Genomic DNA, 23,124 nt, shown 5'->3' on the forward strand with positions numbered 1-23,124 from the left:
CCTTACCAGTTCGTTATCTTCCACTTCCTGATTGGCGTTTTCTGCTACATGGGTCGTGAGTGGGAATTGAGCTACCGCCTGGGTATGCGCCCCTGGATCTGCGTTGCTTACAGCGCTCCTGTGGCCGCTGCTACCGCTGTGTTCTTGATCTATCCGTTGGGTCAAGGCTCCTTCTCGGACGGTATGCCCCTGGGTATCTCCGGTACCTTCAACTTCATGTTGGTGTTCCAAGCTGAGCACAACATTCTGATGCACCCCTTCCACATGCTAGGTGTGGCTGGTGTGTTCGGCGGTTCTTTGTTCTCCGCCATGCACGGTTCTCTGGTGACCTCTTCTCTGGTGCGTGAAACCACCGAGACCGAGTCTCAGAACTACGGCTACAAGTTTGGCCAAGAGGAAGAGACCTACAACATCGTGGCGGCCCACGGCTACTTCGGTCGTCTGATCTTCCAATATGCTAGCTTCAACAACAGCCGCAGCTTGCACTTCTTCTTGGGTGCCTGGCCTGTAATCGGCATCTGGTTCACCGCCCTGGGCATCAGCACCATGGCGTTCAACCTGAACGGGTTCAACTTCAACCAGTCCGTCCTGGATTCCCAGGGTCGCGTGATTGGTACCTGGGCAGACGTGATCAACCGCGCCAACCTGGGGATGGAAGTGATGCACGAGCGCAACGCTCACAACTTCCCTCTGGACCTGGCTTCTGCTGAGGCTCCTGAAATCATCGGCTAGTTTTGGCTAGTCCATTGATTTAGAAAAGGCGTTCCCTGCGGGGAGCGCCTTTTTTGTGGCCAGTACGCGACACAACGATCCGCAAACTCTGACGTTAGAAATACTCAGCTTTCATTGGCGATCGCCATGCTTCCATCTATCCTCAACGGTGTTAACCGCAGGGTGATGGTAGTACTTAATCTGGCTGCGATCGCGGCAGGCGAACGGTGAATGTCGTGCCTGCCTGCGTCGTCGAGGTGACTTCTACTGTACCCCCGTGGGCAACGACGATCTCGCGCACGATGTACAACCCCAGACCAATGCTGCCAGAAGCTTGCCGCGCTGCCGATTCCTCCGGCACAGCGTTGCGCATGAGTGGATCAAAGATTTTTCCCAGCCTCTCCGACGGGATCGGCGGCCCTTCATTACACACGCTCAAGACTACGGTTGATTCTTCTGAAGCGACCGATAGGTCAACTGGCCCCTCGGGCGACCCGTGCTGAAGTGCGTTGCGCATCAGGTTGGAGACGACCTGCTGGAGTCGGGCCGCATCCCAGTCGCCAGCCAGGTCGCCGTCTGAGTGAAAGCGCAGGGTGCGCTGCGGGTAGGAAAAGCAGAATCCCTCAAAGACATCGCAACACAGTTTTTCCAGATCAACCGGACCACGCGTCAGCGGCATCGCGCTGCCCAGCCCCGTCGATGCGAAGTCGATCAGGTCGCTGATTAACCGCGTGATCGTCTCCGTGTTCGTCTTGATCATTGATAGCGCTTTGGCAGAGCCTGGGTCTTCGTTTGCGCTGCGTGAGGCGAGTTGTGCGGCCATGCTGATGCGGTTCAAAGGGTCACGCAGGTCGTGGCCCAGGATCGCCAGGAACAGGCGGCGCGACTGCTCGACGAGATTGGTGTAACTGCCGACGGCTACGGCGAGCGATTGATCGATCGATTCATTGAAGCGGATGAGATCATCAATATCGTTGATATCGAGCTGCGGGTGGTGCTTATGCCACAGGCGGAGCACGCTGGCGCGCAGGGAGCGGTATTCGGCGACGACTTCCACGATGTCAAAGCCCGAGCCCACACGCTGCACACCATGTAGGGCCGAGGCGTGGTCGAGCCGATCGCTCTCCTCACCAACAGCATCGCCGTCACCTTTAGTATTGTTTGCCTGCTGCGCGGGGTTCTGACCGGTCTGCATGTCCTCCACGGTTGCCAGAAGTATCCCCCTAGCGTGGTCACGCAGGGCGAGCTTTGTCATCGTCGCCCCAGACTTGAGGCTACGCGCAAACGCTTCCCATTCTGTGAGGATGGGCTCGATGTTCCCAAGAATGAAGTCTGCCAGTCGCATCGATTGCTCCGCTGAGAACATTTTAAGACTCGTAGGACGATAACAATATCGTCACCCCCTTGACGCCTTTTCTGCCGTACATTTCCGTCGTACAGTTGTACAACATAATGGGGCATATTATAACGTTGGCAAAAGCAGCCAGTTAACCACCCGACCTATGGCGCCAACCTGCCAAGATTTCCAGCAGGCCCAGGGGGCGCGGCTCAGGGGGGCTTCTGTATACAGGCATAAGGTTTTCCTGAGGCATGGATCACGTTAATCTTTTGAGTCTGCCATTAATTCCAGCCTTAATGGGGTGTTAGGCCATGCCTGCAAAAGGTGAAATCGACATCACGGTTAAATTTAGCGGTATCCCCATAGCCACGGCTGCTCCTAGGGGCGTTACAAAAATCGAAATGTTTTGCAGCGGCTATACCGTCTTGGCCGATATCAAAACCAAAACGTTCAAACGCTTTATTGAGATGACTATGAAGTATGACGTTTGGGAAGGCGTTGTCAGTGGCAAGCTTCACCATATTCAAGGCCATCAGCTAATCCTTACCCACGCTGGCCTTCATTGCCGTGAAAGGAAAACAGGAGGCTAGGGGAAGGACGGGCACTGAACTCCAACAACTGGTATCAAATTGCCCTAGGGAAACCTCAAACACTTGAATCCAAAAGATAGGCGGCGTTGCATCTGGGCCATTGGAAAAGACAGCACAAAGCCCCCGGTCAGGCACGTGCCAATCCCCCCGACTCCCGGCCCACCACAGTCCTGGTGAGCTTTTCTGCAAAGGGCTTTAAGCCATTGGGTAATCGGACTCGACTGATGCTTCGCAAAGCAGTAAAACTCTTGACTGATGCAGATATGAGCCACCAATTCCAGAGTTTTAAGCACCGAGAAGGGGCGATCCGGTTGGTCAAACAGCAGGGGCATGTAGACCGTGAAACCATCTGCTGCAATCTGCCGTCCCAGGTCTACGCACTCAGGAATCAGGCCAGGTAGTTCATGGAGCAGCACCACCGCCGGTCCGGTCCCCTTCGTATAAACAGTTAAACAGTTCGAGTGGGAAAGGCCTCACTGGCGAACTCAAAATGAGAAAAGTCTTTTATGCGATCGCGACCCGACACCCGACACCCTCAGTCAAGATAATCATTTCTGCCAGTCAATCCTACTCTGGCTCTGGGGCCAGGTAGGCCCGCCAACCGCCAAATTCAGAAATATCTTTTTGACCCTCACACAGAAAGGGTTCCCCCAGCACCCCCAGGACGGTTTCACCATTGTTGAGAGTGACCTTACCAACGCAGAGTCCAGGGGGTTCCTGTTGGAGGACTCGCAGCAGGCCAGCGGTAGGAACCTGCCAGACTTCTAGGGCAACTTCGACCCCACCTTGGCTGACCCGCATCATAGCTGGATGGTTGTCGTAAATAGACCACAAGCGATAGTCAGGGGTGGTGTTGGCCTCGTACAAAAATTTTGCCCCCACAGTCAACAGGTTTTGGTTGAGCGCCAGCCCCCGCATCAGGGTGCCATTGACCGCCAGTTTATGCAGGTCATTCATTGTGATTCAGCCTCAGAACATTGATGGTGATCATATCGGACCACTCTCTTCCCAGCCATCTGTAGCGCCATCTTCCAGAATCGGTATAAACTGCCCAAAGCAAAATTAGACGGGTTTGTCATGGAATCGAGCCTGCTGACGGCGGTGGTGCTGCCCTTGGCCTTGTTTTTGGTGATGCTGGGCATGGGGTTGGGTCTCAAGCTCGATGACTTTACCCGGGTGTTGGTCTATCCCCGAGCGGTGATAGTGGGCTTGGCAGCTCAATTGGTGCTGCTGCCTTTGGTGGGGTTTGGGCTGGCGTCGCTATTGCCCCTGAGTCCAGAGTTAGCGGTGGGTCTTTTGATTATTGCCGCTTGCCCAGGGGGGCCGACGTCTAACCTGGTCACTTACTTGGCTCGGGGCCATGTGGCCCTGTCGATTACCCTGACTGCCATCAGCAGCCTAATTACTGTATTTACCATTCCCTTGGTGGTCAACCTGGCCATGGGAATGTTCATGGGGGAGACCATGGCTTTACGGTTGCCTTTTGGGGCTACGGTCTTGCAAATTGCGGTGATCACGATGCTGCCAGTGGGGCTAGGAATGGGGCTGCATCACTCCTATCCGGCGTTAGCGATCCGGCTTGAACGGCGGGTGAAGTGGGTGGCCCTGGGTTTTCTAGGGTTGATTATTGCGGGCCTACTGGTGCAAGAACGGGCCAATGTATTGGCTTTTTTTGCCCAGGTGGGCTGGGCCACCCTGACTTTAAACGTGACTACCATGGCCTGCGGTTATTTGATCGCCACCTTAGCCCGTCTCGATCGCCCCAGTACCACGGCTATCACCGTAGAAGTAGGCCTGCAGAATGGCACCCTGGCGATCGCCGTTGCCAGTGCCCCTACCTTGCTCAATCAGCCCAACTTAGCTGTTCCTGCTGCCATCTACAGCCTACTGATGTTTGCCACTGGCGGAATTTTTGCCACCTGGGCTGGGCGTGGGACGTTGCGGGTATAGGGGCATTGCAATGCCCCTATACCCCTAATGGTGCCACTGACTTCCCGGCATCTGGCCCTACATTCACGGTCACGTCCTGGGGATCGGCCCAGAGAATGAGCTTGGGATCGTAAGCGCTGTTGAGGTACTTGTGCTGAGGCAGAATACGCAGGGACAATCCTTGCAAACCGCTGGCGGTGTAGGACACGGTGATGCTATAGAGGCTGTTGCCGTGATCATCCTGCCCTTGGTAAGTCATGGGGGTGGCGATCCCCGTATGGATCTCGCCATCGACGTCGACGGCACCTCGGTACAGTTCGACCTGGATGTCTTCAGGGGTTAAGGTACCTAGATGGACCCGAGCGTCTACCTTCAAAACCTGATTGACTTGTAGGTCTACGGCCTCAGACATGGCCACTTCTTGGAATCGCATGTCGTACCAGTGCTGGGTTAGGCGCTGCTGCCAGGCGGCGAGTTCTTTGCCCGGACCATAGTTTTGGCGGACCAGGTTGTGAGCCCGATCGCTGGCGGCAAAGTACCCTTGGTTAGCGTAGTCTTTGACCATACGGGCGGTGTTGAATTGGGGGGTGTTGAGGTAGATGGCCTCTTTCATTTTGGCTACCCAGCCCCGGGGAATTTCGTCCTTGTCCCGCTCATAGAATAGGGGCACCACGTCTTTTTCCAGAATGTCATAGAGGGCATTGGCTTCCACATCGTCCTGGTAAGCGGGGTCGTCGTAGTCTTCGCCGTGGCCGATGGGCCAGCCGGTGCGAATGTAGTCGGCTTCATCCCACCAGCCATCTAGCACACTCAGATTGGGCAAGCCGTTCATGGCGGCTTTCATGCCGCTGGTGCCGCTGGCTTCTCGGGGGCGGCGGGGGTTGTTGAGCCACACATCGCAGCCAGCCACCATGTCCCGGGAGACGTGAATGTCGTAGTTGGGCACAAAGACAATGGATCCACTCAGTCCTTCTTCTCGAGTGAAGTGGATGATGCTGCGGATTAACTCTTTGCCAGGAATGTCTTTGGGGTGGGCTTTACCGGCAATTACAAACTGGACTGGGCGACCATGACCCCGCCCCTGAATAATCTGACGAATGCGATCGAGGTCGTGGAGAAACAGGGTGGCCCGTTTGTAGGTGGCAAATCGACGGGCAAAGCCAATGGTTAAGGTGAAGGGATCAAGCACCTCCTGGGCAGCAGTGAGCTCACGGGCTGAGGCCCCGCGATCGAGCAGATTTTTGGTTAGGCGTTCGCGCACGGCCATCACCATTTGAGACCGACATTGCTCGTGGTTACGCCACAGTTCGTCGTCGGGGATGGCATAGACCCGCTCCCACAGGGAGGCACCAGGGCTGGCTTGGGACCAATTGGGGCCAAGGTAGCGATCGTAGAGGCTCTGGGTGGACTTGGGAACGCAACTGCGGGCATGGACCCCGTTGGTGATGGCGTGGATTGGCACTTCCTCTAGGGGCAGTTCTCCCCACAGTTCTCCGAACATATGGCGGGATACTTCGGCATGGAGCTTGCTCACCCCGTTGATGAAGGTGACGGTTTTAATTGCCAGTACCGCCATGCTAAAGGGGGCTGAAAAGTCGCCGGTATGGGCACGCCCCAGGGCTAAAAATTCGTCATCCCCTAGACCGAAGCGATCGCGGTATTGACCCAGGTAGTGCAGCACCTTGTCGGGGGGAAACAGGTCGATACCCGCCGGGACTGGGGTGTGGGTAGTGAACATCTGGCTGGCCTGGGCTACTTGCAGCGCCTGGGTAAAGCTGAGCTGATCTTCGTCCATGAGAATGCGCATGCGCTCTAGGGCCATGAAGGCGGAGTGGCCTTCGTTCATGTGGTAAGCAGTGGGGGCTAAGCCCAGGGCCTTGAGCATCCGCACACCGCCAATCCCCAGCATGATTTCCTGGTGGATGCGCATGTCGATGTCGCCGCCATAGAGGCGATCGCAGATATCTTGGTCATACTGATTATTGGGCTCGATGTTGGTATCCAGCAGATACAGGGGAACCGTACCCACCTGCACTCGCCAGATCCGAGCGTAGACGGTGCGTCCAGGGTAGTCTATCCCGATCCGTAGCTCGTCGCCGTGGGCATCGCGCTCCAGGTGCAGGGGCATGTTGTAAAAGTCATTGATGGGATAGCGCTCTTGCTGCCAACCATCGGCATTCAGGTATTGGGCAAAGTAGCCCTCCTGGTACAGCAGCCCGACCGCTACCAGGGGTAACCCCAGGTCACTAGCTGACTTCAGGTGGTCCCCAGCCAGTACCCCGAGGCCGCCAGAATATACCGGCATGCAGGAGGTGAGGCCAAATTCCATCGAGAAGTAGGCGTAGCACTCCCCAGGCACCGGGTTAGGGCGATGCTTTTTATACCAAATGCGATCGCGGCGATAGTCGTCTAATCGCTGGGCGGCTCGATCCATCTGGGCTAAAAAACCTTCGTCTTCTACTACCTCATTCAGCCGACTCTGGCTTAGGGTACCCAGCATCAGCACCGGGTTGTAGCGACTGGACTGCCATAGGTCGGCATCAAGTCGGCGAAATAAATCTTCTGTTTCTACGTCCCAATCCCAGTGGAGGTTATAGGCTAACTTCCGAAGAGGCTCTAGGCGCTGGGGTAGGGCCGGCGTTACGTTAAAGGTGCGAATCGGTCGCATGGATTTTAGCTTTCATTGTGGTTTTACTTAGGCCTATTTTGCCGCCGATCGCTGACAATCGGTCGGCTTTTAATACTCTCTTCCCAGATGAAGGCGAGGAACTTGTGGGTTGACCTCGCCTTCATGACCCGGCAGCTCTGGTTGCATCCGCTACCCCCGCCCCTGTCTTTCCCAGGATTCCTCGCCAAAAAGTAATGGAATCCCTACCTGGATAGGTTGTTGTGGGTCTCTCTGCCAAAGGATAATAAAGCTATTAGGAGTTTGGGTGATAACAGAATTACTGCGAGGATAGAACGATGAGCCAGCAAGAAAATTATCAGAGTCGGGCGAGGTCTTTAGCTAAAGGCGATCGCGCTGAGGTTGAGTTTGATCAATGGGCAAAGGCTGTGCGGCAGCAGATGGTGGCCGCTCTGAAGCGTCGAGGCAGTCTTTAGTACTGTCTGGCAGAAGCAAGACGAGGGTGACGGGTGTTTAGGTGACAGGTATTAGGTGACAGGTATCAGGAAAGGTGAACTGACTGATGTCGCAGGGTACTAATGCTCAGTCAATCTGATCATGCCGGGTTCTGGGAACTGGAGACATCATCCTTTGGCTGTCCCTGCGGGGACGGCGATCACCTGATCCTGGTTTTGGGCCGTGTAGCTATTGGGCGGGTAGCGGTCAAAATGGCGAAACAGGGCAATGGGCTTATGTATCCGGCAGGAATAAAATTCCACTACGATCTCTGAATCTTGGCGCAGGACCACTTTAGGCGAAAAGTCTTCAGGGGCTTTGGTGCGCCATTGCCAGGTAACTTTTGCCGGAGGGGCGTTAACCAGCCGGTGATGCGCCCAGCGGGCATATTGACCGAAACGGCCAAACTCCCGCACTTCTCGAATAAAGACAGAGGCGGATAAAAACGATGATAACGAGCCATCGCCGTCTAGGCTGGCCATTAAGCTGGGGAGTATGCCCATGGGGGACGGGGGTTGACCGGTCTGGGTTGCTTTGTCAATGGCTGTTTCCAGTTGCTCGATGGTGCTAAGCAGGCTAGGCAAGGCCACAGTGACCCCAATACCGCCCTGGTGATCTTGGCGCAGGTAAGACACTAAACGAATTCCTGGCTGCAGCCATAGCCCGGGTAATTTGCTCAATGCCTCGGCTGGGTCCATAGTGCTGACAAACCAGCGCCCCTCTGCGTTGGGGGCTGGCAGGTTATCTTCGGGCATATCCCCCGCCCGGAATAAATCCCCTAAAGCATTGAGAGAATCGGGGAGCATGGTGTCGTCAGCCACAGTCGGGGAGCCATCCGCCTGATGGCAGGGCTGCTCGTGGGGCGGCAACACTAAGGTTTCGCGAACAAGTTGGCTAACCTTTTGGACAGTGGCAAGGGGGTATCTTTGAAACGACATGGTTTCCTATCCGGTGGTTTGCCCTGGGGTTGCTAATCATCTGTTTTCAGTGTTCCGCAACTCACCAGAAACCTAACGGAGAAGACGTTAAGAAAGCCATCTGCGGAGCCTCAGGGGAAATCATTAAGTCTTGGGTGTACACCATTTGAGTAGGGGGCAACCAAGGGCGGAAACCTGAAAAGAACCTTAATAGCTCTTGATTACGAAACGTAAACGTTTACAGTATTTTTCGATCTAATACTTGAGCAAAAATACTTAGGCGTTATGCCTAGCAGTCGTACCCTATGGAGCCACTGAGCAGCGATAATTTACTTCAAGCCTATGACAACGGCGATCGCCAGTTTGCGGGCATTGATCTCTCAGCCGCCCAACTGTTTGAAGCTGACCTGCGCCACATTGACTTGCAGGCCAGCTGTTTGAATCGCTTGTATGCCCCCTACAGCAACTTTAGCCAGGGCAATTTACAGGCCGTCACCCTAATGGGGGCAGAGTTAGGGGATAGCAGTTTCTATGGTGCTGACCTCAGCCAAGCGATTCTAACTAATGCGAGTCTAAGCCGGGCTGACCTCCGGGCCGCTAACTTTGGGGGGGCCAACTTGCGGGGGGCTAACTTGCAAGGGGCTGACCTGCGCCAGGCCAACTTGACCTCAGCTGATTTAGAGGGGGCTAACCTGCAGGGGGCCAACCTGGAAGGGACCATTTTAAAGGATGCTAACCTGAGCCGGTGTAACCTGTTTCGAGCCGTAGGGTTAGCGCTGGATAGCAGCCGTTGCGATCGCACCACCATTCTGCCCGACGGCCACACCTATGACACCTAACGTCGAACAATCAGGTGACCAAACCACCAGTACCTATGGCCGAAATTTATGGCCGAACTGGGGTTGTGAACAGAAAAGGTCGGGGACACCAGTGGCATCCCCGACCTTTTGGCTACTAATTGGCTACTAATGGGAAGGTTAAGCGTTACTGACGCTGAATCTTATCCCGCTGGCTAACGAAGACGAGGAAAGCCGTAGCCGGCACCACAACGATGATGGCTCCAGCCAGTATGCTGAGTAGAAAGTTAGTTAAGGAAGGTGTCATATATCCCTTGTCCTGACTAAGGTGTAGACGGTATGTTAACTTCCATTATTGCGTAAGTTACGCCCCCAAAACGCAAGTGTGGTTATCAACCATCACTAAAAATCGAAGAAACACTTGAATTTAGGCCCAGGAATAGGGTTAGGTTCATCGTTACAAAGCTTTAGAATATGACATATATCTAGCTCGCGATCGCCACTGAAGGACGATTACGTTGGGATGTCGGGCGATCAGGCGATCGCCCGACATCCCGGCCTGGGATAATGGCTCATATGCACAACACGCTGAGGAGTAACCCATGACCACCACTGACCTATTCACCTGGGGCGTTGGCTTGCTCCTGGGGTTGATGACCTTGCTGTTTATTTTCCGGATTGTCTTGACCTGGTATCCCCAGGTGGATCTCACCAAGCTGCCGATTGCCCTGGTGGTGTGGCCCACGGAGCCCCTATTGGTACCCGTTCGCAAAGTGGTGCCTCCCATCGGTGGGGTCGATATTGCCCCGGTGATTTGGGTGGGAATTGTCACCCTGCTGCGGGAAATTCTCGTCGGTCAGCAGGGGCTGTTGCGCATGTTGGGCTAACGCACCGTTCCCTAAAACCTGACACCTAAAACCTGACACCTAAGTGCCCATCATTTCCACCACAAAATTGGTATAGACATCGCCCTTGAGGAAATTGTCATTTTCCAGCACTTTTTGATGGAAGCCAATGGTGGTGGGTAAGCCAGTGATGGCGCACTCCCGCAGCGCCCGGCGCATGCGTCTGATCGCCGTGGGGCGATCGGGGCCCCAAACAATTAACTTGCCCACCAGGGAGTCATAGTAGGGGGGGATTTCATAATCGGTATACACATGGGAATCCATCCGCACCCCCATGCCCCCAGGGGCTAAATAGCCGCTAATGCGACCCGGGTTGGGACGAAAGTTGTGGTCGGGGTCTTCGGCATTGATGCGGCATTCAATGGCGTGGCCGCGAAACTGAATGTCAGCCTGGGTAAAGGGCAGCTTTTCCCCCTGGGCAACCCGCAGTTGGGCGGCAATCAGGTCGATACCCGTGATCATTTCGGTGACGGGGTGTTCCACCTGAATGCGGGTGTTCATTTCCATGAAGTAAAAGTTGCCGTAGCGGTCCACCAAAAATTCCACCGTGCCTGCCCCCACATAGTTAATCGATTGGGCCGCTCGCACCGCCGCATCCCCCATTTTCTGTCGCTGTTCTGAGGTAAGTTGGGGGCTGGGGGCCTCTTCTAGTAGCTTTTGGTGCCGCCGTTGAATGGAGCAGTCCCGCTCGCCCAGATGCACGACGTTACCATAGCTATCGGCCAAAATTTGAAACTCAATGTGGCGGGGCCGCTCAATAAACTTTTCCAGGTATACCCCAGGGTTGCCAAAGGCCGCCTGAGCCTCCCCCTGAGCCGCCATAAAGGCTTTGCTCATGTGGGCTTCGGTCTCTACCAGGCGCATGCCTCGGCCGCCGCCACCAGCCGTGGCTTTGATGATTACCGGATAGCCGATTTCGCTGGCCACGGGGTAGGCTTCCGACTCATCCAGCAGCAGGCCCTCGCTGCCGGGCACTGTGGGCACCCCCACCCGCTGCATGGTTTCTTTGGCCGTAGACTTATCCCCCATTTTGCGGATTGAATCGGGGGAAGGGCCGACAAAGACAATCTGGTGGTCAGCGCAAATCTCAGCAAATCGGGCATTTTCAGCCAAGAAACCATAACCAGGGTGGATGGCGCTGGCGTTGCGGGTTAATGCCGCCGCAATAATGTTGGGAATGTTTAGGTAGCTCTTTTGGCTGGGGGCTTCGCCGATACACACGGCTTCGTCCGCCAACTGAACGTGGAGAGCATGGCGATCCACAGTGGAGTGTACGGCTACGGTGGCGATACCCATTTCCTCGCAGCTGCGGAGGATTCGCAGGGCGATTTCTCCCCGGTTGGCAATCAAAATCTTGGAAAAGCGCATTATATACGGCGGTAGTGTCTGATCAGAATCATACGACGGTTGCTGATCCTAACACGGGGTTGGGGTGACAAAATTTAGTCCACGGCAACCTGCAAATGCCACACTTATGGTTTATTCTTAATATGGCTAAGTCGTTTGTCTGGCCTGATGTCTGGGGTTGGTTAACGGTTTGCGCTCACCCATGCGGATGTGGTGGAATTGGTAGACACGCACGCTTGAGGGGCGTGTGGCTTATGCTGTGCGAGTTCGAGTCTCGCCATCCGCATTAATGTAAGAGAATATACACCCAAAAAAAACCAGAGAGCGAACTCCCTGGTATGTGTGACGGATGAAAAAGTTACGCCGATCAGCCCTGGCCTAGCCAAATCGACCGCTGACGTAATCGCGGGTGCGCTGATCGGCGGGGTTAGAAAAGACTTTGTCTGTGGTATCTACTTCCACCAGGTAGCCCACCCGCTTGCCGCCGTCTAGAGCTTCGGCGTTAAAGAAAGCGGTATAGTCAGCCACTCGAGAAGCCTGCTGCATGTTGTGGGTGACGATAACAATGGTGTATTCCTGCTTTAGTTCCTTCATCAGCTCTTCAATCCGCATGGTAGAAATGGGGTCTAGAGCTGAGCAGGGCTCATCCATGAGGATGACGTCGGGCTGCACAGCGATCGCCCGGGCAATACACAGACGCTGTTGCTGCCCCCCGGACAGGGATGTGCCCAATGTCTTGAGCTTATCTTTGACTTCGTCCCACAGGGCGGCCTTACGCAGAGACTTTTCGACCACCTCGTCCAGGTTTTGCTTCATGCCATTCACCCGCAGACCATAGGCCACATTGTCATAAATGGTCTTGGGGAAGGGGTTCGGCTGCTGAAACACCATGCCGATCTTGCGGCGCACCACCACCGGGTCTACGGTTTTGTCATAGAGTTGCTTACCGCGATAAGTCAAATGTCCCTTGACCTCCGCCCCAGGAATCAGGTCGTTAGTGCGGTTGTAGCAGCGCAATAGGGTGCTTTTACCACAACCTGAGGGACCAATAAAGGCCGTAATCTTGCCTTCTAGGATGTTCAGGGTGACGTCGCGCAGGGCAATACTATTGCCATAGTAGACCGACAGGTTTTGGGCCTCAAAGATGCGCCGTAGGTCTACGGCCGTGTTGTTCATCGATTGGGATTGCATGGGGTTTCTACGTGGGTTAATGGCTCGGGGGATTGACAGCTCGGGGGGTTGACAGCTCGGGGCATCAGCAGGCTGAAACGGAAAATTACCGGTCAGCTTAACCAGAGCCAGACCAAGTCCAGGTGGGGACCTGAAGTTTTTCCACAGGTAGACCCCCAGGCCCGGACTTGAGTTTGACTTAAATTACTTTCTTCCTGCTGAAATAGCGGGCCAGAATACTGAACAGAAGCACAATCACCAGTAACACCAAAGCCGCCGCCCAACCCAGTTGCTGAGATGCTTGGTAGGGGATGATGGAGAAAAAGTAAATCAGCACTGGCATGGTGGCCACGGGTCGCCATAAGTCAGTGGACCAGAAATTATTGTTAAAGGCTGTGAACAGCAGTGGCGCCGCTGACCCTGCCGCCTGGGCCACCGACAACACAACACCAGTAATGATAGAGGTCAGGGCAGCGGGCAGAACAATGCGACTAACGGTTTGAAACCGAGTGGCCCCAATGCCAGTAGCGGCCCACCGCATTTCGTTGGGGACCAACAGCAGGGCTTCTTCGGTAGCGCGAATAATAATTGGTAACATGAGCACTGCCAGAGCCACCCCCCCAGCGAAAGCAGAAAAGGTACCCGTGGGCAGCACCACAACCGTATAGGCAAACAAGCCCATGAGAATCGACGGTACTCCAGCTAGCACATTGGCCGAAAACTTAACCAGGTAGGCCAACTTGGTACCCCGGCCAAACTCGGCCAGGTACACCGCTGCCAGCACCCCAAAGGGCACCGAAATGGCAATGGCAACCCCTAGGGTCATCAAGGTGCCGATAATGGCATGGCCAACGCCGCCCCCCGATAAGCCTGGCGGCGGTGGTAACTGGGTAAAAATATCGGGGAAGACCAGGGCTTCGGCACCCCTCTGAAAGACGCCAACCAGCACCCAAGCCAGCGGCAACACCACCGCCGCTGCAAACACCATCGTCAACACTGTCAGCGCCTTACCGGCAATGCGACGGTGGGAGGCCAGATTTTGGCCGGTCATATCAAACGAGTCTTCGCCCTCAAAGGCTAAATTGGGCTGTCTGCCTGCGGTATCCATAGCGGGGTGTTCCTCTTCTGACAACTGACAGTAACCGACAACTGATCACAAAACAAATTTTTAACGGTCGCAGATCCGGCACAGAATGGCTAGAGCCTCGGTGTCAAAAGCCATCGTTCTAATCACATCACCAATGCCGATCAAGGAATCGGATCCTAAACCAATGATCTAGCCCCAGTTAGGCTACTCAACATTTTGGAACCGGCGAATGACAACCTCAGCCAGAATATTCACCACCAGGGACAAAATCATTAGCACTAGACCGGCATACATCAATGCCGCCACCTGGGTACGACCGGCCTCACCAAACTGAGAGGCAATGAGCGCCGTAATGGTAGTCCCTGGCTGTAGCCAGGAAATGTCGATGCGATTAGCATTACCCACCAGCATGGCCGATACCATGGTTTCTCCCAGGGCGCGCCCCAGACCCAGCATCACAGAGCTAATGATGCCCGATAATCCCGCTGGAATCAGCACCCGCAAAATCGTTTCCCAGCGAGTGGCCCCCAGGGCGAGCGAACCAGTACGCATGTCACGGGGCAGCACTTCAAAGGTGCTGCGGGTAATGGAAATGATGACCGGCACAATCATGATCGCTAGTACCAGACCCACCAGCAGTAGATTGTTACCCCGGGGGGTACCCCCACCAAAAATTGGAATCCAGCCAAAGTTAGCGTTTAAAAACCGAAAGAAGGGTCGAATGGCGGGGATCAGCACAAAAATGCCCCAGATGCCCAACACCACACTGGGGATGGCCACAATTAGCTCGATGGCAAAGGCGATCGGTGTGGTCACCCACTTGGGGGCAAACCCCTCGGTTAAAAAGATGGCCACCCCAATGCCCAGGGGCACGGCAAGCGCCACGGCAATGAACGACGTGATCAGGGTGCCATAGATTTGGGGCAGCACCCCATAGACATTGGTCACCGGGTTCCAGGTGGTGCCAAAAATAAACCCTGGGCCAAAGGCGCGAATGGCGGGCATGGCCGAGTCGGCGGTCTGTAAAATCACCCAGATCAGCACCGCCCCAGCCCCAATGGCCAGCAGCAGGGTTAGCCCCCAGAACCCAACATCCAGCACTCGGGCCGTGCTGTTGCGTTTTTCAAGCCCTTGGCTTCTTTGATACCCCGTTGACTGTTCTGCCAGCGTCATGATACTTCCTTGGCTCTTGTGAAAAACCTGTCAATTTACACTTACGTGGATGAAAAAACATAGATGAAACAAAGAACTAGATTGCCCTAAATTTAGGGCAATCTAGTTCTCATCAAGGGGATTAACCGGCCTCTACGGTGTCAAACACCTCAATGATGCGCTCTACCAGTTCATCGGGCAGGGGCACAAACAGCAGTTCTTCGGTTAGGGCATCCCCTTCAGGTCCTAAAGCCCACTCAAACACACCCCGTAGGGCTTCCCAGGTTTCGGCACTTTCGTATTCCTGGTAAATCATCACCCACACCAGACCGACGATGGGGTAGGCATCTTCACCGGCAGGATCGGGGACCAGCAGGGCAAAGTCATCGGGTACTTCTTCGCCGAGTAGCGCATTGGAAGCGTTCTCGGGGGTGGGCTCCATGAAGTTGCCAGCGTTGTTTTCCACCAGGGCAGAGGGAATGTCATTCAGGGCCGCGTAGGCGTAGGACAGGTAGCCGATCGCCCCTTCGTTTTGCTGAATACCAGCGGCTACCCCTTCATTACCCTGACCGCCGATGCCCACGGGCCAGTCCACGGAGGTACCCACACCCGCTTCCCAACCATCGCAAACGGTATCGATATGGTTGACGAACACGAAGGTGGTACCTGAACCATCAGACCGATGCACCCAGGTGATGTCTAGATCAGGAAAATCGATGTCAGGATTGGCTTCCGCAAAGACGGGATCATTCCAGTTAGTGATTTCGCCAGTAACGATGCCGCAGTAGGCTTCACGGTCGAGGCTGAGCTCTTGGTCACCAACCCCAGGCAGGTTGTAGGAAAAGGAAACGTGACCGCCAGTGATGGGAATCTGGATGGGCTCAAAGGGCCAGGCTTCCCGGAACGACTTCATCCGGTCTTCGGAGTCAGTGATCGGGGCCTCCGATGCACCGAAGTCTACGGTGCCATTGATGTATTGCTCTAGACCGGCACCGCTACCGACGGACTGGTAGCTGACCTGTACATCGGGGTTGACTTCACGGTTGTAGGTGTCAAACCAGCGCTGGAACAGAGGAGCCGGGAAGGTCGCCCCCGCCCCACTGATGGCAACAATATTGCCACTACCATTAGCTCCAACGGGGGGAGCATCATCACCGTTGACAGCTATTTCACCGCCACCACCACAGGCGGCAACCCCTAAGACCATAGGCAGAGAAGCCGCTGCCAAAAACGCTTTGCGATTGAAAATCATGGGAAGCATGTCCACTTTTGAAAACGACTAGTAAAAGCGATGGAAAAACTTAGATAGAGGAGCCATACAGGCCCTGATGTGATCCAATAGCTGTTGAAAAACCAACCCGAACTGGAACATCCAAACAAGAAACTATCACACTATGCAGCAAAATGTTTACTCATTTTTAGGGCCTCTTTCAAATAGCTCCGCTGAGAGGATTGCACACAAAAAGGATATAAAAGGGACAGTCTTTCAGCGGGAACGAGTGCATATGGATGCCGTTATTGTTGAGGCTTAATCAAATCTTAAGCTGCTCTTAATTAGGTCTTGGTTGACTTTGTGATTGCTTTCTGGAGGTTTTTCAGCACTGATTGAGGTTGGTCTGAGCTGAGGGCAGACCCTCTACGTGATTCAGAATGTGATTGAGATTGGCCTGGGCGGGAAATTAGATTTAATTAGCTTAGGATAAGTCTAAGGAATGACGATTAAGTTGGGGTTAATGAAAACTGTGGGGCAAGCTTAATGTTAGCCCTTGGGGTAACTTTCGGGGATGTTTTTAGCCAAATTGATGGGGACTTGACTGGCTGGTTGGCAAGGCCGGGGGAGTTCGGCTAACCCTGGGATGCGATTGGCTGAGGGTAATGGTGAAGGTGGTGCCGACGTCGACCTGGCTATGCACCTGGAGGGTGCCGCCGTGGGCTTGGACAATTTGTTGGGCGATCGCCAGACCCAGGCCAAACCCACCGGTTTCTTGAGCCCGAGCCTGGTCAACCCGATAAAATCGCTCAAAAATATGGGGCAAATCGGTGGGGGGAATGCCAATGCCGTTGTCTTCCACGGCGATCGCTACGTGATCGCCCTCTACCACCAGGCGCAGGGTGACCCGCCCACCAGGGGGAGTATAGCGACAGGCATTGCTGAGTAAATTCGCGATCGCCTGACGTAGGAGAGCAGCTTCTCCCCTAACCCAGAGGGGCTCGGCTGGGGTCTGTAGTTCCCAGTGCAATCCCTTGGTCATGGCCTGGGGTTGAAACTCTGTGGCTAAGTCTTGGGCTAGGGCGGTCAGGTTGCACTGGTCGGTGGTGGCGGGTTGGTCGCTGGAGACCAGCAAAAACAGGCTACTAATCAGCTCGCCCATTGCCTGGGCCAACTCGGTGATGCGCTGCAATCGGGCTCGTTGATCGGTGGGGGACTGGGTCAACAACCCTAGTTCAGCCTGGTTCAAGATAGAGGCTACGGGCGATCGCAGCTCGTGGCTGGCATCGGCGCTAAATTGTTCTAGACGCTGGTACGACTGGCGAATGGGCCGGATCATCTGGCCCGCGAACCACCAGCTCACCAGCCCCATTAGCCCCACCCCCAAGGGCAGGCCGATACTTAAAAACCTGCGGGTCTGAGCCAGGGTTAACTCTGCTGACGCCAGGGGAATTCCCACCTGTAGATGGCCTAACCCCTGCCCTTCTGCCTCCAGGGGAATCGTCAGTTGACGCAGCCGCTGACCGTCATCGGTGAGGGTTTTATAGCCTGGCACAACCACCTCGGATTCCCCTGGCATCGGTCCAAAGAACATTAGTAAATGGTTATTGGGGTCGTACCAGCGGGCAAAGACCAGTTCTGACTCAACGCTCAAGGTGGCATTGCCCAATAGGGGAGTTGTATCCAGCTGAAATTCCCAAAGGGTGGGCTGGTCGGCCTGAGGGGAGTAGGTGGTGCTGCTGATTAATAGGCTCGCTTCTCGGTAGAGGCGGCGATCCAGCTTTTGCAGTTCGCGCTCCACCTCGGTGATGTAGAGAACACCACCAAAAATAACAAACACACTGCCCATGGCGAGCATGAGCCACTGGGTGAGGCAACGGCGACTGCGGACGAACATAGGGGAGGGGGGAGGGGGGGGAGTGGATGGGTGGGGGAGTGGATGGGTGGATGGGTGGATGGGTGGTAGACGCGGAGCGGCTTCCCGAAGGGTAGGGTGGATGGGTGGTAGACGCGGAGCGGCTTCCCGAAGGGTAGGGTGGATGGGTGGTAGACGCGGAGCGGCTTCCCGAAGGGTAGGGTGGATGGGTGGTAGACGCGGAGCGGCTTCCCGAAGGGTAGGGTGGATGGGTGGTAGACGCGGAGCGGCTTCCCGAAGGGTAGAGTGGATGGGTGGATGGGTGGATGGGTGAAGGAGTATAGACGCGGAGCGGCTTCCCGCAGGGTAGGGGTGTTGGGGTAAATAGTTTTGAGTGTTTAGTTTTGAATTTTGAGTTCTTTCAGCAGTGCTCTAGTCCAAAACTTATCCTCCGCAGACCCTTCGCGTAGGCGTTCACGAAGCGAGTGCTTGGCACTCAGCTTGTCCCAAGGACTTGCAAAATTCAAAGTTTCCCCCCTCTTCACCTCCCCACCTCCCCATCTCCCCATCTCCCCATCTCCCCATCTCCCTATCTCCCCATCTCCCTACCTCTCCCCCGTCACCCCGGTGTCTGAACCTGGGAAGCGGGAATGCTGAGCCGATAGCCCATGCCGTAGATGGTTTCGATGTAGCTGTCGGCACCCAGGGGTTTGAGGCGCGATCGCAGTCGTCGCACCAGCTTTGGCAGGGCATTACTCTCTGGCTCGCTGCCCACAGCCCACAGGGCTTGCTCCAGTTGGTTGTGAGAAAGCACCTGGTGGGGATGGCGCAGTAGGTACTCCAGTAGTTGGAATTCCCGTTTAGATAGCTTGATCCGTTGGTTGTCTCGCTCTAGTTCCAGGCTGTGTAGGTGCAGGTACAGATCCCCGAGGGACAGGATATCTCCCTGCCATTGGGGTACCCGTCGCCCCAAGGCCCGCACCCGAGCCACGAGTTCGAGCAGGCTGACGGGCTTTACTAAATAGTCATCGGCCCCGGCGTCGAGGCCATCAATCCGGTCTTGGAGTCCGCCACGGGCGGTGATCATCAGCACTGGGGCGCCCCCCCCCTGCTGACGGTAACGGCGGCAAAGGTCAATGCCGCTGATTTGGGGTAGCATCCAGTCGAGGATGAGCAGGTCGTAGGTATTGGTGGACAGCAACCAGTCGGCGGTGGCGCCGTCGGTAGCTGAGTCAACAATGTGATTAGCCTGCTCCAAGGCAATCTGCATGGGCTGGAGCTGATCTAAATTGTCTTCCGCCAACAAGATACGCATAAGACCTGTTGATCCCCATGACTCAATCGCTAGACTAACTCTATGTTACTAGTACTCTGCGGCGTCAATGTAGCTATTTTTCTCCTGGCGTCAGGTGTCGGGGCTCAGGTGCCGGGGAGGGTGGGCTGATTAACGCCGGGCTGCACTAGAGTGACAGGTACTAGAGTGATCGTGACTCGCAGGCCATAGGTTTTTAGGGATACTCAGGGATAATCACGCCATGAACCGATATTGGCCTTTGCCTGTGAAGCAACTGTTAGCCCGCTGCGGCATTGAATTTTGGCTACCCCTAGGGTTGTTGGGGGTAGGGTTTTGGCTGTTGGGCCAAGTCTGGACTAATCAATACTTACAGGCATCTAATCGGGCGATCGCACCCCTAACCCTAACGCCCAATACCGCCGTCCAGGACCACGGCTTGCTGAGCGCTCGGGCGGTGCTCAATAACGACCTGCCCTTCACCCGGGTGGAGGTGCTTGTGGTCAAGCCCGTACCCCGCACCTTGCAGTTCTTACTGCCCCTAGATACCCCCTCAGAGCTTGAGGTGGAACTCGGCAACCAGCTGAAGGTATCCCCAGAGCTGATCCGACGGCTGATGCGCTACGAAAATGCCTCCCCTGCCCCAGAATTACCCTAGTCAGTAGGTGGACAAAAATAAAGGGCTCAACGTTGCTGGTTTCGACTCCGCTCAACCAGCAACGAGGCCTGAGCGGAGTCGAAGGCCGGATCAAGGATCAGTCCGTAATTGTGTCCATGTACTTACATCAAGGCAGAAGTTATGAAGGCAGTAGAGCTACGCTCGTGAGTAACAGGCAGAACGGGGACTCTAGGCCGCGCAGGGTCTGCCGCTCTAGCGAGACCTGTTATTTCTGCCTCTTATTTCTGCCTCAGAGTACTAGCCGAAACGGCCAGACACATAATCGCGGGTGAACTGTTCACGGGGGTCATTGAAGATCTTTTCGGTGGTATCGTATTCCACCAGATAGCCCACCTTATGGCCACCTTCGGTAGCCTCAGCGTTAAAGAAGGCGGTTCTATCGGCAACCCGGGAGGCCTGCTGCATGTTGTGGGTGACAATGATGATGGTGTACTTCTGTACCAGATCCTTCATCAGTTCTTCAATCTGGATGGTAGAGATAGGATCGAGGGCTGAGCAGGGCTCATCCATCAGGATTACCTCTGGCTCGATGGCGATCGCGCGGGCAATACAGAGACGCTGCTGCTGCCCTCCGGACAGGGATAGGCCGCTGGACTTCAGTTTGTCTTTGACCTCATCCCACAGCACCGCTCGACGTAAAGAGCGCTCGACCAGCTCATCCATGTCTCCTTTAAAGCCATTCAGCCGAGCCCCAAAGGCAATGTTTTCGTAGATTGACTTATGGAAAGGATTGGGCTTTTGGAACACCATGCCAATGCGACGGCGTACCTCCACCGGGTCAATGTTGTCGCCATAGAGGTCTTGGCTATGGTAGCTGACATGGCCCTCAACCCGGGCCCCAGGAATCAGATCGTTAGTGCGGTTGAAGCACCGTAGGACTGTGCTCTTACCACACCCAGAAGGACCGATCAGGGCGACGATTTCCCGAGGCAAAATATCTAGAGACGTGTCTCGAACGGCTAAGGCCGAACCATAGTAAACGTTCAGGTCTTTAGCACGCAAAACAGTCTCAGTCATGGTCGGGCTCGATGTATCAGAAACCATGGTGGTAGCTCTCTAAAGCAATAAATCTAAAGCAACAAAATTTTTGAATCGGGGGCACAGATTAGGATAGGGCGTTGAATGGCCGCCGGACGGTTGCTACAGACAAGTATCCAAGCAAATGCCCCAGAGCCGAGGTGATTTCAGTCCTGACATGGATCAGCAGCATCACCATTAGCACAATAGTTTGATTGGCAGCAAGTATTGACAGGTGGCCGGAAATTTGTGAACCAAAATAGCAGCTAAAAAAGGACATCAAAAGGACAAGAAGAACAAGCTTACCAATATCTATAAAGTATATCGGATCAGGGTTAATAGCCCTTTGGGGCAAGATTGTGATGGCGTTAATGAAAGGTTAACGAATGATTAATGAACGAGTCTAGGGCAGCATCGAGTTTCAATTTTAGGGTTGGCATCTGTAGAGATTTGGCATCATTAAGGTCCGAAATTCCCTCCTTGGTAGGCCTGTGCTGTTCGCGCAGGCACCCCTCCCAGGGAGGCTATTGTGTACACATAAGTCCCAGAACCTTTGCCGCCAGGGCTTTTCCCACCCTGCGGGAAGAGCAAGCTTTACATCCCCCAACCCCTGCTACGCGCGTCCTACGGCCTACTCCCAGGACGGAAGAAGGGGAGCCGGAAAGCCTTGTCTGGCCTCCCCCACTCTTCGAGAAGGAAGCTACGCCCATTTTTGGGAGAGGGGGATTGTTGGCGTAGCCTGCCCAGAGGGCTTGGGGGTGAGGGCCGAGATGTGTATACACGGTAGCCCAGGGAGGGGAAGGTAATGCTTGCTGTATTGGGGCAACCCCGCTGAAGATAAAAGGCTTTTGCAAAGCACTTATCCTAATCCTAATTTCTAGTTTTGACAGACTACTAGCCCCTGAGACCTAGCCCCTGAGACCTAGCCCCTGAGACCTTCAGCCATGATGCTATGGAGATCTCTTGTTCCAATGCGTCATCATAGACAAGTCGTATGATGGAAGGCCATGGCGTTGATTACGGTTCGCCCAGAGGGGCTGTACTGCGAGCAGGGAGATTTCTTCATTGACCCCTGGCGTGGGGTAGACACCGCTTTAATTACCCACGCCCACAGTGACCACGCCCGGTCTGGATCCGCCCATTACATCGCTACGGCTCAGTCGGAAGGGATACTGCGCCAGCGCCTGGGGAATGATATCCATCTGCAAGGGGTGATCTATGGGGAGCCAGTCAAGCTCGGCCAAACCTGGGTGTCGTTTCATCCGGCGGGGCATGTGCTGGGGTCAGCCCAAATTCGGGTGGAATGCAAAGATCAGGTGTGGGTAGTTTCAGGGGACTACAAACGCTGTGCGGATCCCTCTTGCACCCCGTTTGAAGTGGTGCCCTGTGACACGTTCATCACCGAGGCCACCTTTGGGCTGCCCATCTATCGTTGGGACAGGGGAGATGAGATTGCCCGCCGCATCTATGACTGGTGGCAGGGGGACTTAGATCGCCCTTCAATTTTGTTTTGCTACGCCTTTGGTAAGGCCCAGCGAATTTTAAGCGAGCTCACCCAGTTGTGCGATCGCCCAGTTTATGTCCATGGGGCGATCGAGACCATTAACCAGGTATACCGCGACCAGGGGGTGGCCATGCTGCCCACTATCCCCACTGCTGATATGCCCCGCAATCACACCTACCAGGGGGACTTGGTGTTGTCGCCCCCCTCAGGGCATCGGTCCAGCTGGATGAAGCGGTTCAAGCATCCCCAGACCGCTTTTGCCTCGGGCTGGATGGCGGTGCGGGGAGCCCGGCGACGGCGGGGCTACGAGCGGGGTTTTGTGCTGTCAGACCATGCGGACTGGCCAGGGCTGATTCAGACAGTCAAAGACACGGGCGCTAAGACGGTATATGTCACCCACGGGCAATCGGAGGCCGTCGCCCGGTATTTGCGGGAAGCCCTTGCGGTGGAAGCAATGCCCCTGGAAACCCTGTTTGAGGGGGAAGGGGATATTTAAACCCAAT

22 protein-coding genes and 1 tRNA gene are annotated in these 23,124 nt (G+C 55.1%); 9 read left to right on the forward strand and 14 right to left on the reverse strand.

Annotation, left to right across the window (positions count from 1 at the left end; all coding sequences use genetic code 11):
• Positions 1 to 732: photosystem II q(b) protein (locus tag E1H13_RS14080; protein ID WP_169614055.1), on the forward strand; the 732-nt coding region annotated here is incomplete at its 5' end.
• 175 nt (positions 733 to 907) lie between these two features.
• Here E1H13_RS14080 and E1H13_RS14085 read toward each other — a convergent pair.
• On the reverse strand, positions 908 to 2,056 hold the full coding sequence (locus tag E1H13_RS14085; protein ID WP_206070504.1) for a sensor histidine kinase: 1,149 nt from the start codon (positions 2,054 to 2,056) through the stop codon (positions 908 to 910).
• 305 nt (positions 2,057 to 2,361) lie between these two features.
• Here E1H13_RS14085 and E1H13_RS14090 point away from each other — a divergent pair, with 305 nt between their 5' ends.
• Positions 2,362 to 2,640: a hypothetical protein gene (locus tag E1H13_RS14090; RefSeq protein WP_169614057.1), complete on the forward strand. Its 279-nt coding sequence runs from the start codon at positions 2,362 to 2,364 to the stop codon at positions 2,638 to 2,640.
• Between the two features lie 44 nt (positions 2,641 to 2,684).
• Here the strand turns inward: E1H13_RS14090 and E1H13_RS14095 are convergent, their stop codons facing one another.
• Entirely contained in the window at positions 2,685 to 3,059 is a 375-nt protein-coding gene (locus E1H13_RS14095) for a hypothetical protein (RefSeq protein WP_169614058.1), read from the reverse strand.
• Between the two features lie 148 nt (positions 3,060 to 3,207).
• A complete protein-coding gene (locus E1H13_RS14100) occupies positions 3,208 to 3,597 on the reverse strand; it encodes a glutamyl-tRNA amidotransferase (RefSeq protein WP_169614059.1) in 390 nt (129 codons plus the stop codon).
• Between the two features lie 120 nt (positions 3,598 to 3,717).
• On the opposite strand from E1H13_RS14100, the gene E1H13_RS14105 reads away from it, so the two are divergent.
• Positions 3,718 to 4,590 (forward strand): bile acid:sodium symporter family protein, encoded by an 873-nt coding sequence (locus E1H13_RS14105; protein WP_169614060.1) that lies wholly within the window; start codon positions 3,718 to 3,720, stop codon positions 4,588 to 4,590.
• 16 nt (positions 4,591 to 4,606) lie between these two features.
• Here the strand turns inward: E1H13_RS14105 and glgP are convergent, their stop codons facing one another.
• Positions 4,607 to 7,237: an alpha-glucan family phosphorylase gene (gene glgP, locus E1H13_RS14110; protein WP_169614061.1), complete on the reverse strand. Its 2,631-nt coding sequence runs from the start codon at positions 7,235 to 7,237 to the stop codon at positions 4,607 to 4,609.
• A 296-nt stretch (positions 7,238 to 7,533) separates the two neighbouring features.
• Here glgP and E1H13_RS14115 point away from each other — a divergent pair, with 296 nt between their 5' ends.
• Positions 7,534 to 7,671, forward strand: coding sequence for a hypothetical protein (locus tag E1H13_RS14115; protein ID WP_169614062.1), 138 nt, complete (start codon positions 7,534 to 7,536; stop codon positions 7,669 to 7,671).
• Between the two features lie 147 nt (positions 7,672 to 7,818).
• Here E1H13_RS14115 and E1H13_RS14120 read toward each other — a convergent pair whose 3' ends face one another.
• Positions 7,819 to 8,628, reverse strand: a complete 810-nt coding sequence (locus E1H13_RS14120; protein ID WP_169614063.1) for a hypothetical protein — start codon at positions 8,626 to 8,628, stop codon at positions 7,819 to 7,821.
• Between the two features lie 284 nt (positions 8,629 to 8,912).
• Between E1H13_RS14120 and E1H13_RS14125 the strand changes: the two genes are divergently transcribed.
• Positions 8,913 to 9,446, forward strand: a complete 534-nt coding sequence (locus E1H13_RS14125; protein WP_169614064.1) for a pentapeptide repeat-containing protein — start codon at positions 8,913 to 8,915, stop codon at positions 9,444 to 9,446.
• Positions 9,447 to 9,591: 145 nt separating this feature from the next.
• Here the strand turns inward: E1H13_RS14125 and E1H13_RS14130 are convergent, their stop codons facing one another.
• A complete protein-coding gene (locus tag E1H13_RS14130) occupies positions 9,592 to 9,711 on the reverse strand; it encodes a photosystem II reaction center X protein (RefSeq protein ID WP_169614065.1) in 120 nt (39 codons plus the stop codon).
• 295 nt (positions 9,712 to 10,006) lie between these two features.
• Between E1H13_RS14130 and E1H13_RS14135 the strand changes: the two genes are divergently transcribed.
• Positions 10,007 to 10,291, forward strand: a complete 285-nt coding sequence (locus E1H13_RS14135) for a YggT family protein (RefSeq protein ID WP_169614066.1) — start codon at positions 10,007 to 10,009, stop codon at positions 10,289 to 10,291.
• Between the two features lie 39 nt (positions 10,292 to 10,330).
• Here the strand turns inward: E1H13_RS14135 and accC are convergent, their stop codons facing one another.
• Positions 10,331 to 11,677, reverse strand: a complete 1,347-nt coding sequence (gene accC / locus E1H13_RS14140; RefSeq protein ID WP_169614067.1) for an acetyl-CoA carboxylase biotin carboxylase subunit — start codon at positions 11,675 to 11,677, stop codon at positions 10,331 to 10,333.
• A gap of 183 nt (positions 11,678 to 11,860) precedes the next feature.
• Between accC and E1H13_RS14145 the strand changes: the two genes are divergently transcribed.
• A tRNA-Leu gene (locus E1H13_RS14145) sits at positions 11,861 to 11,942 on the forward strand.
• A 92-nt stretch (positions 11,943 to 12,034) separates the two neighbouring features.
• On the opposite strand, the gene pstB (E1H13_RS14150) is transcribed toward E1H13_RS14145, so the two are convergent.
• The 6 genes from pstB (E1H13_RS14150) to E1H13_RS14175 form a co-directional block, all read right to left on the reverse strand.
• Positions 12,035 to 12,847, reverse strand: coding sequence for a phosphate ABC transporter ATP-binding protein PstB (pstB, locus tag E1H13_RS14150; RefSeq protein ID WP_169614068.1), 813 nt, complete (start codon positions 12,845 to 12,847; stop codon positions 12,035 to 12,037).
• A gap of 178 nt (positions 12,848 to 13,025) precedes the next feature.
• A complete protein-coding gene (gene pstA / locus E1H13_RS14155; protein ID WP_169614069.1) occupies positions 13,026 to 13,934 on the reverse strand; it encodes a phosphate ABC transporter permease PstA in 909 nt (302 codons plus the stop codon).
• A 183-nt stretch (positions 13,935 to 14,117) separates the two neighbouring features.
• Positions 14,118 to 15,086 carry a phosphate ABC transporter permease subunit PstC gene (gene pstC, locus E1H13_RS14160; RefSeq protein ID WP_169614070.1) on the reverse strand — a complete coding sequence of 323 codons (969 nt, stop codon included), beginning with the start codon at positions 15,084 to 15,086 and terminating at the stop codon, positions 14,118 to 14,120.
• Positions 15,087 to 15,207: 121 nt separating this feature from the next.
• Entirely contained in the window at positions 15,208 to 16,317 is a 1,110-nt protein-coding gene (gene pstS / locus E1H13_RS14165) for a phosphate ABC transporter substrate-binding protein PstS (RefSeq protein WP_169614071.1), read from the reverse strand.
• A 538-nt stretch (positions 16,318 to 16,855) separates the two neighbouring features.
• A complete protein-coding gene (locus E1H13_RS14170) occupies positions 16,856 to 18,172 on the reverse strand; it encodes an ATP-binding protein (RefSeq protein ID WP_169614072.1) in 1,317 nt (438 codons plus the stop codon).
• A 577-nt stretch (positions 18,173 to 18,749) separates the two neighbouring features.
• Positions 18,750 to 19,445, reverse strand: a complete 696-nt coding sequence (locus E1H13_RS14175; protein WP_169614073.1) for a response regulator transcription factor — start codon at positions 19,443 to 19,445, stop codon at positions 18,750 to 18,752.
• Positions 19,446 to 19,665: 220 nt separating this feature from the next.
• Here E1H13_RS14175 and E1H13_RS14180 point away from each other — a divergent pair, with 220 nt between their 5' ends.
• Positions 19,666 to 20,079 (forward strand): hypothetical protein, encoded by a 414-nt coding sequence (locus E1H13_RS14180; protein WP_169614074.1) that lies wholly within the window; start codon positions 19,666 to 19,668, stop codon positions 20,077 to 20,079.
• A 258-nt stretch (positions 20,080 to 20,337) separates the two neighbouring features.
• Here E1H13_RS14180 and pstB (E1H13_RS14185) read toward each other — a convergent pair whose 3' ends face one another.
• On the reverse strand, positions 20,338 to 21,144 hold the full coding sequence (gene pstB / locus E1H13_RS14185; RefSeq protein WP_169614075.1) for a phosphate ABC transporter ATP-binding protein PstB: 807 nt from the start codon (positions 21,142 to 21,144) through the stop codon (positions 20,338 to 20,340).
• Between the two features lie 980 nt (positions 21,145 to 22,124).
• Here pstB (E1H13_RS14185) and E1H13_RS14190 point away from each other — a divergent pair.
• Positions 22,125 to 23,117, forward strand: coding sequence for a ligase-associated DNA damage response exonuclease (locus tag E1H13_RS14190; protein WP_169614076.1), 993 nt, complete (start codon positions 22,125 to 22,127; stop codon positions 23,115 to 23,117).
• The last annotated feature ends 7 nt before the right edge of the window (positions 23,118 to 23,124 follow it).

Origin of the sequence: Nodosilinea sp. P-1105 (genome assembly GCF_012911975.1) — a bacterium.
Lineage (GTDB): Bacteria > Cyanobacteriota > Cyanobacteriia > Phormidesmidales > Phormidesmidaceae > Nodosilinea.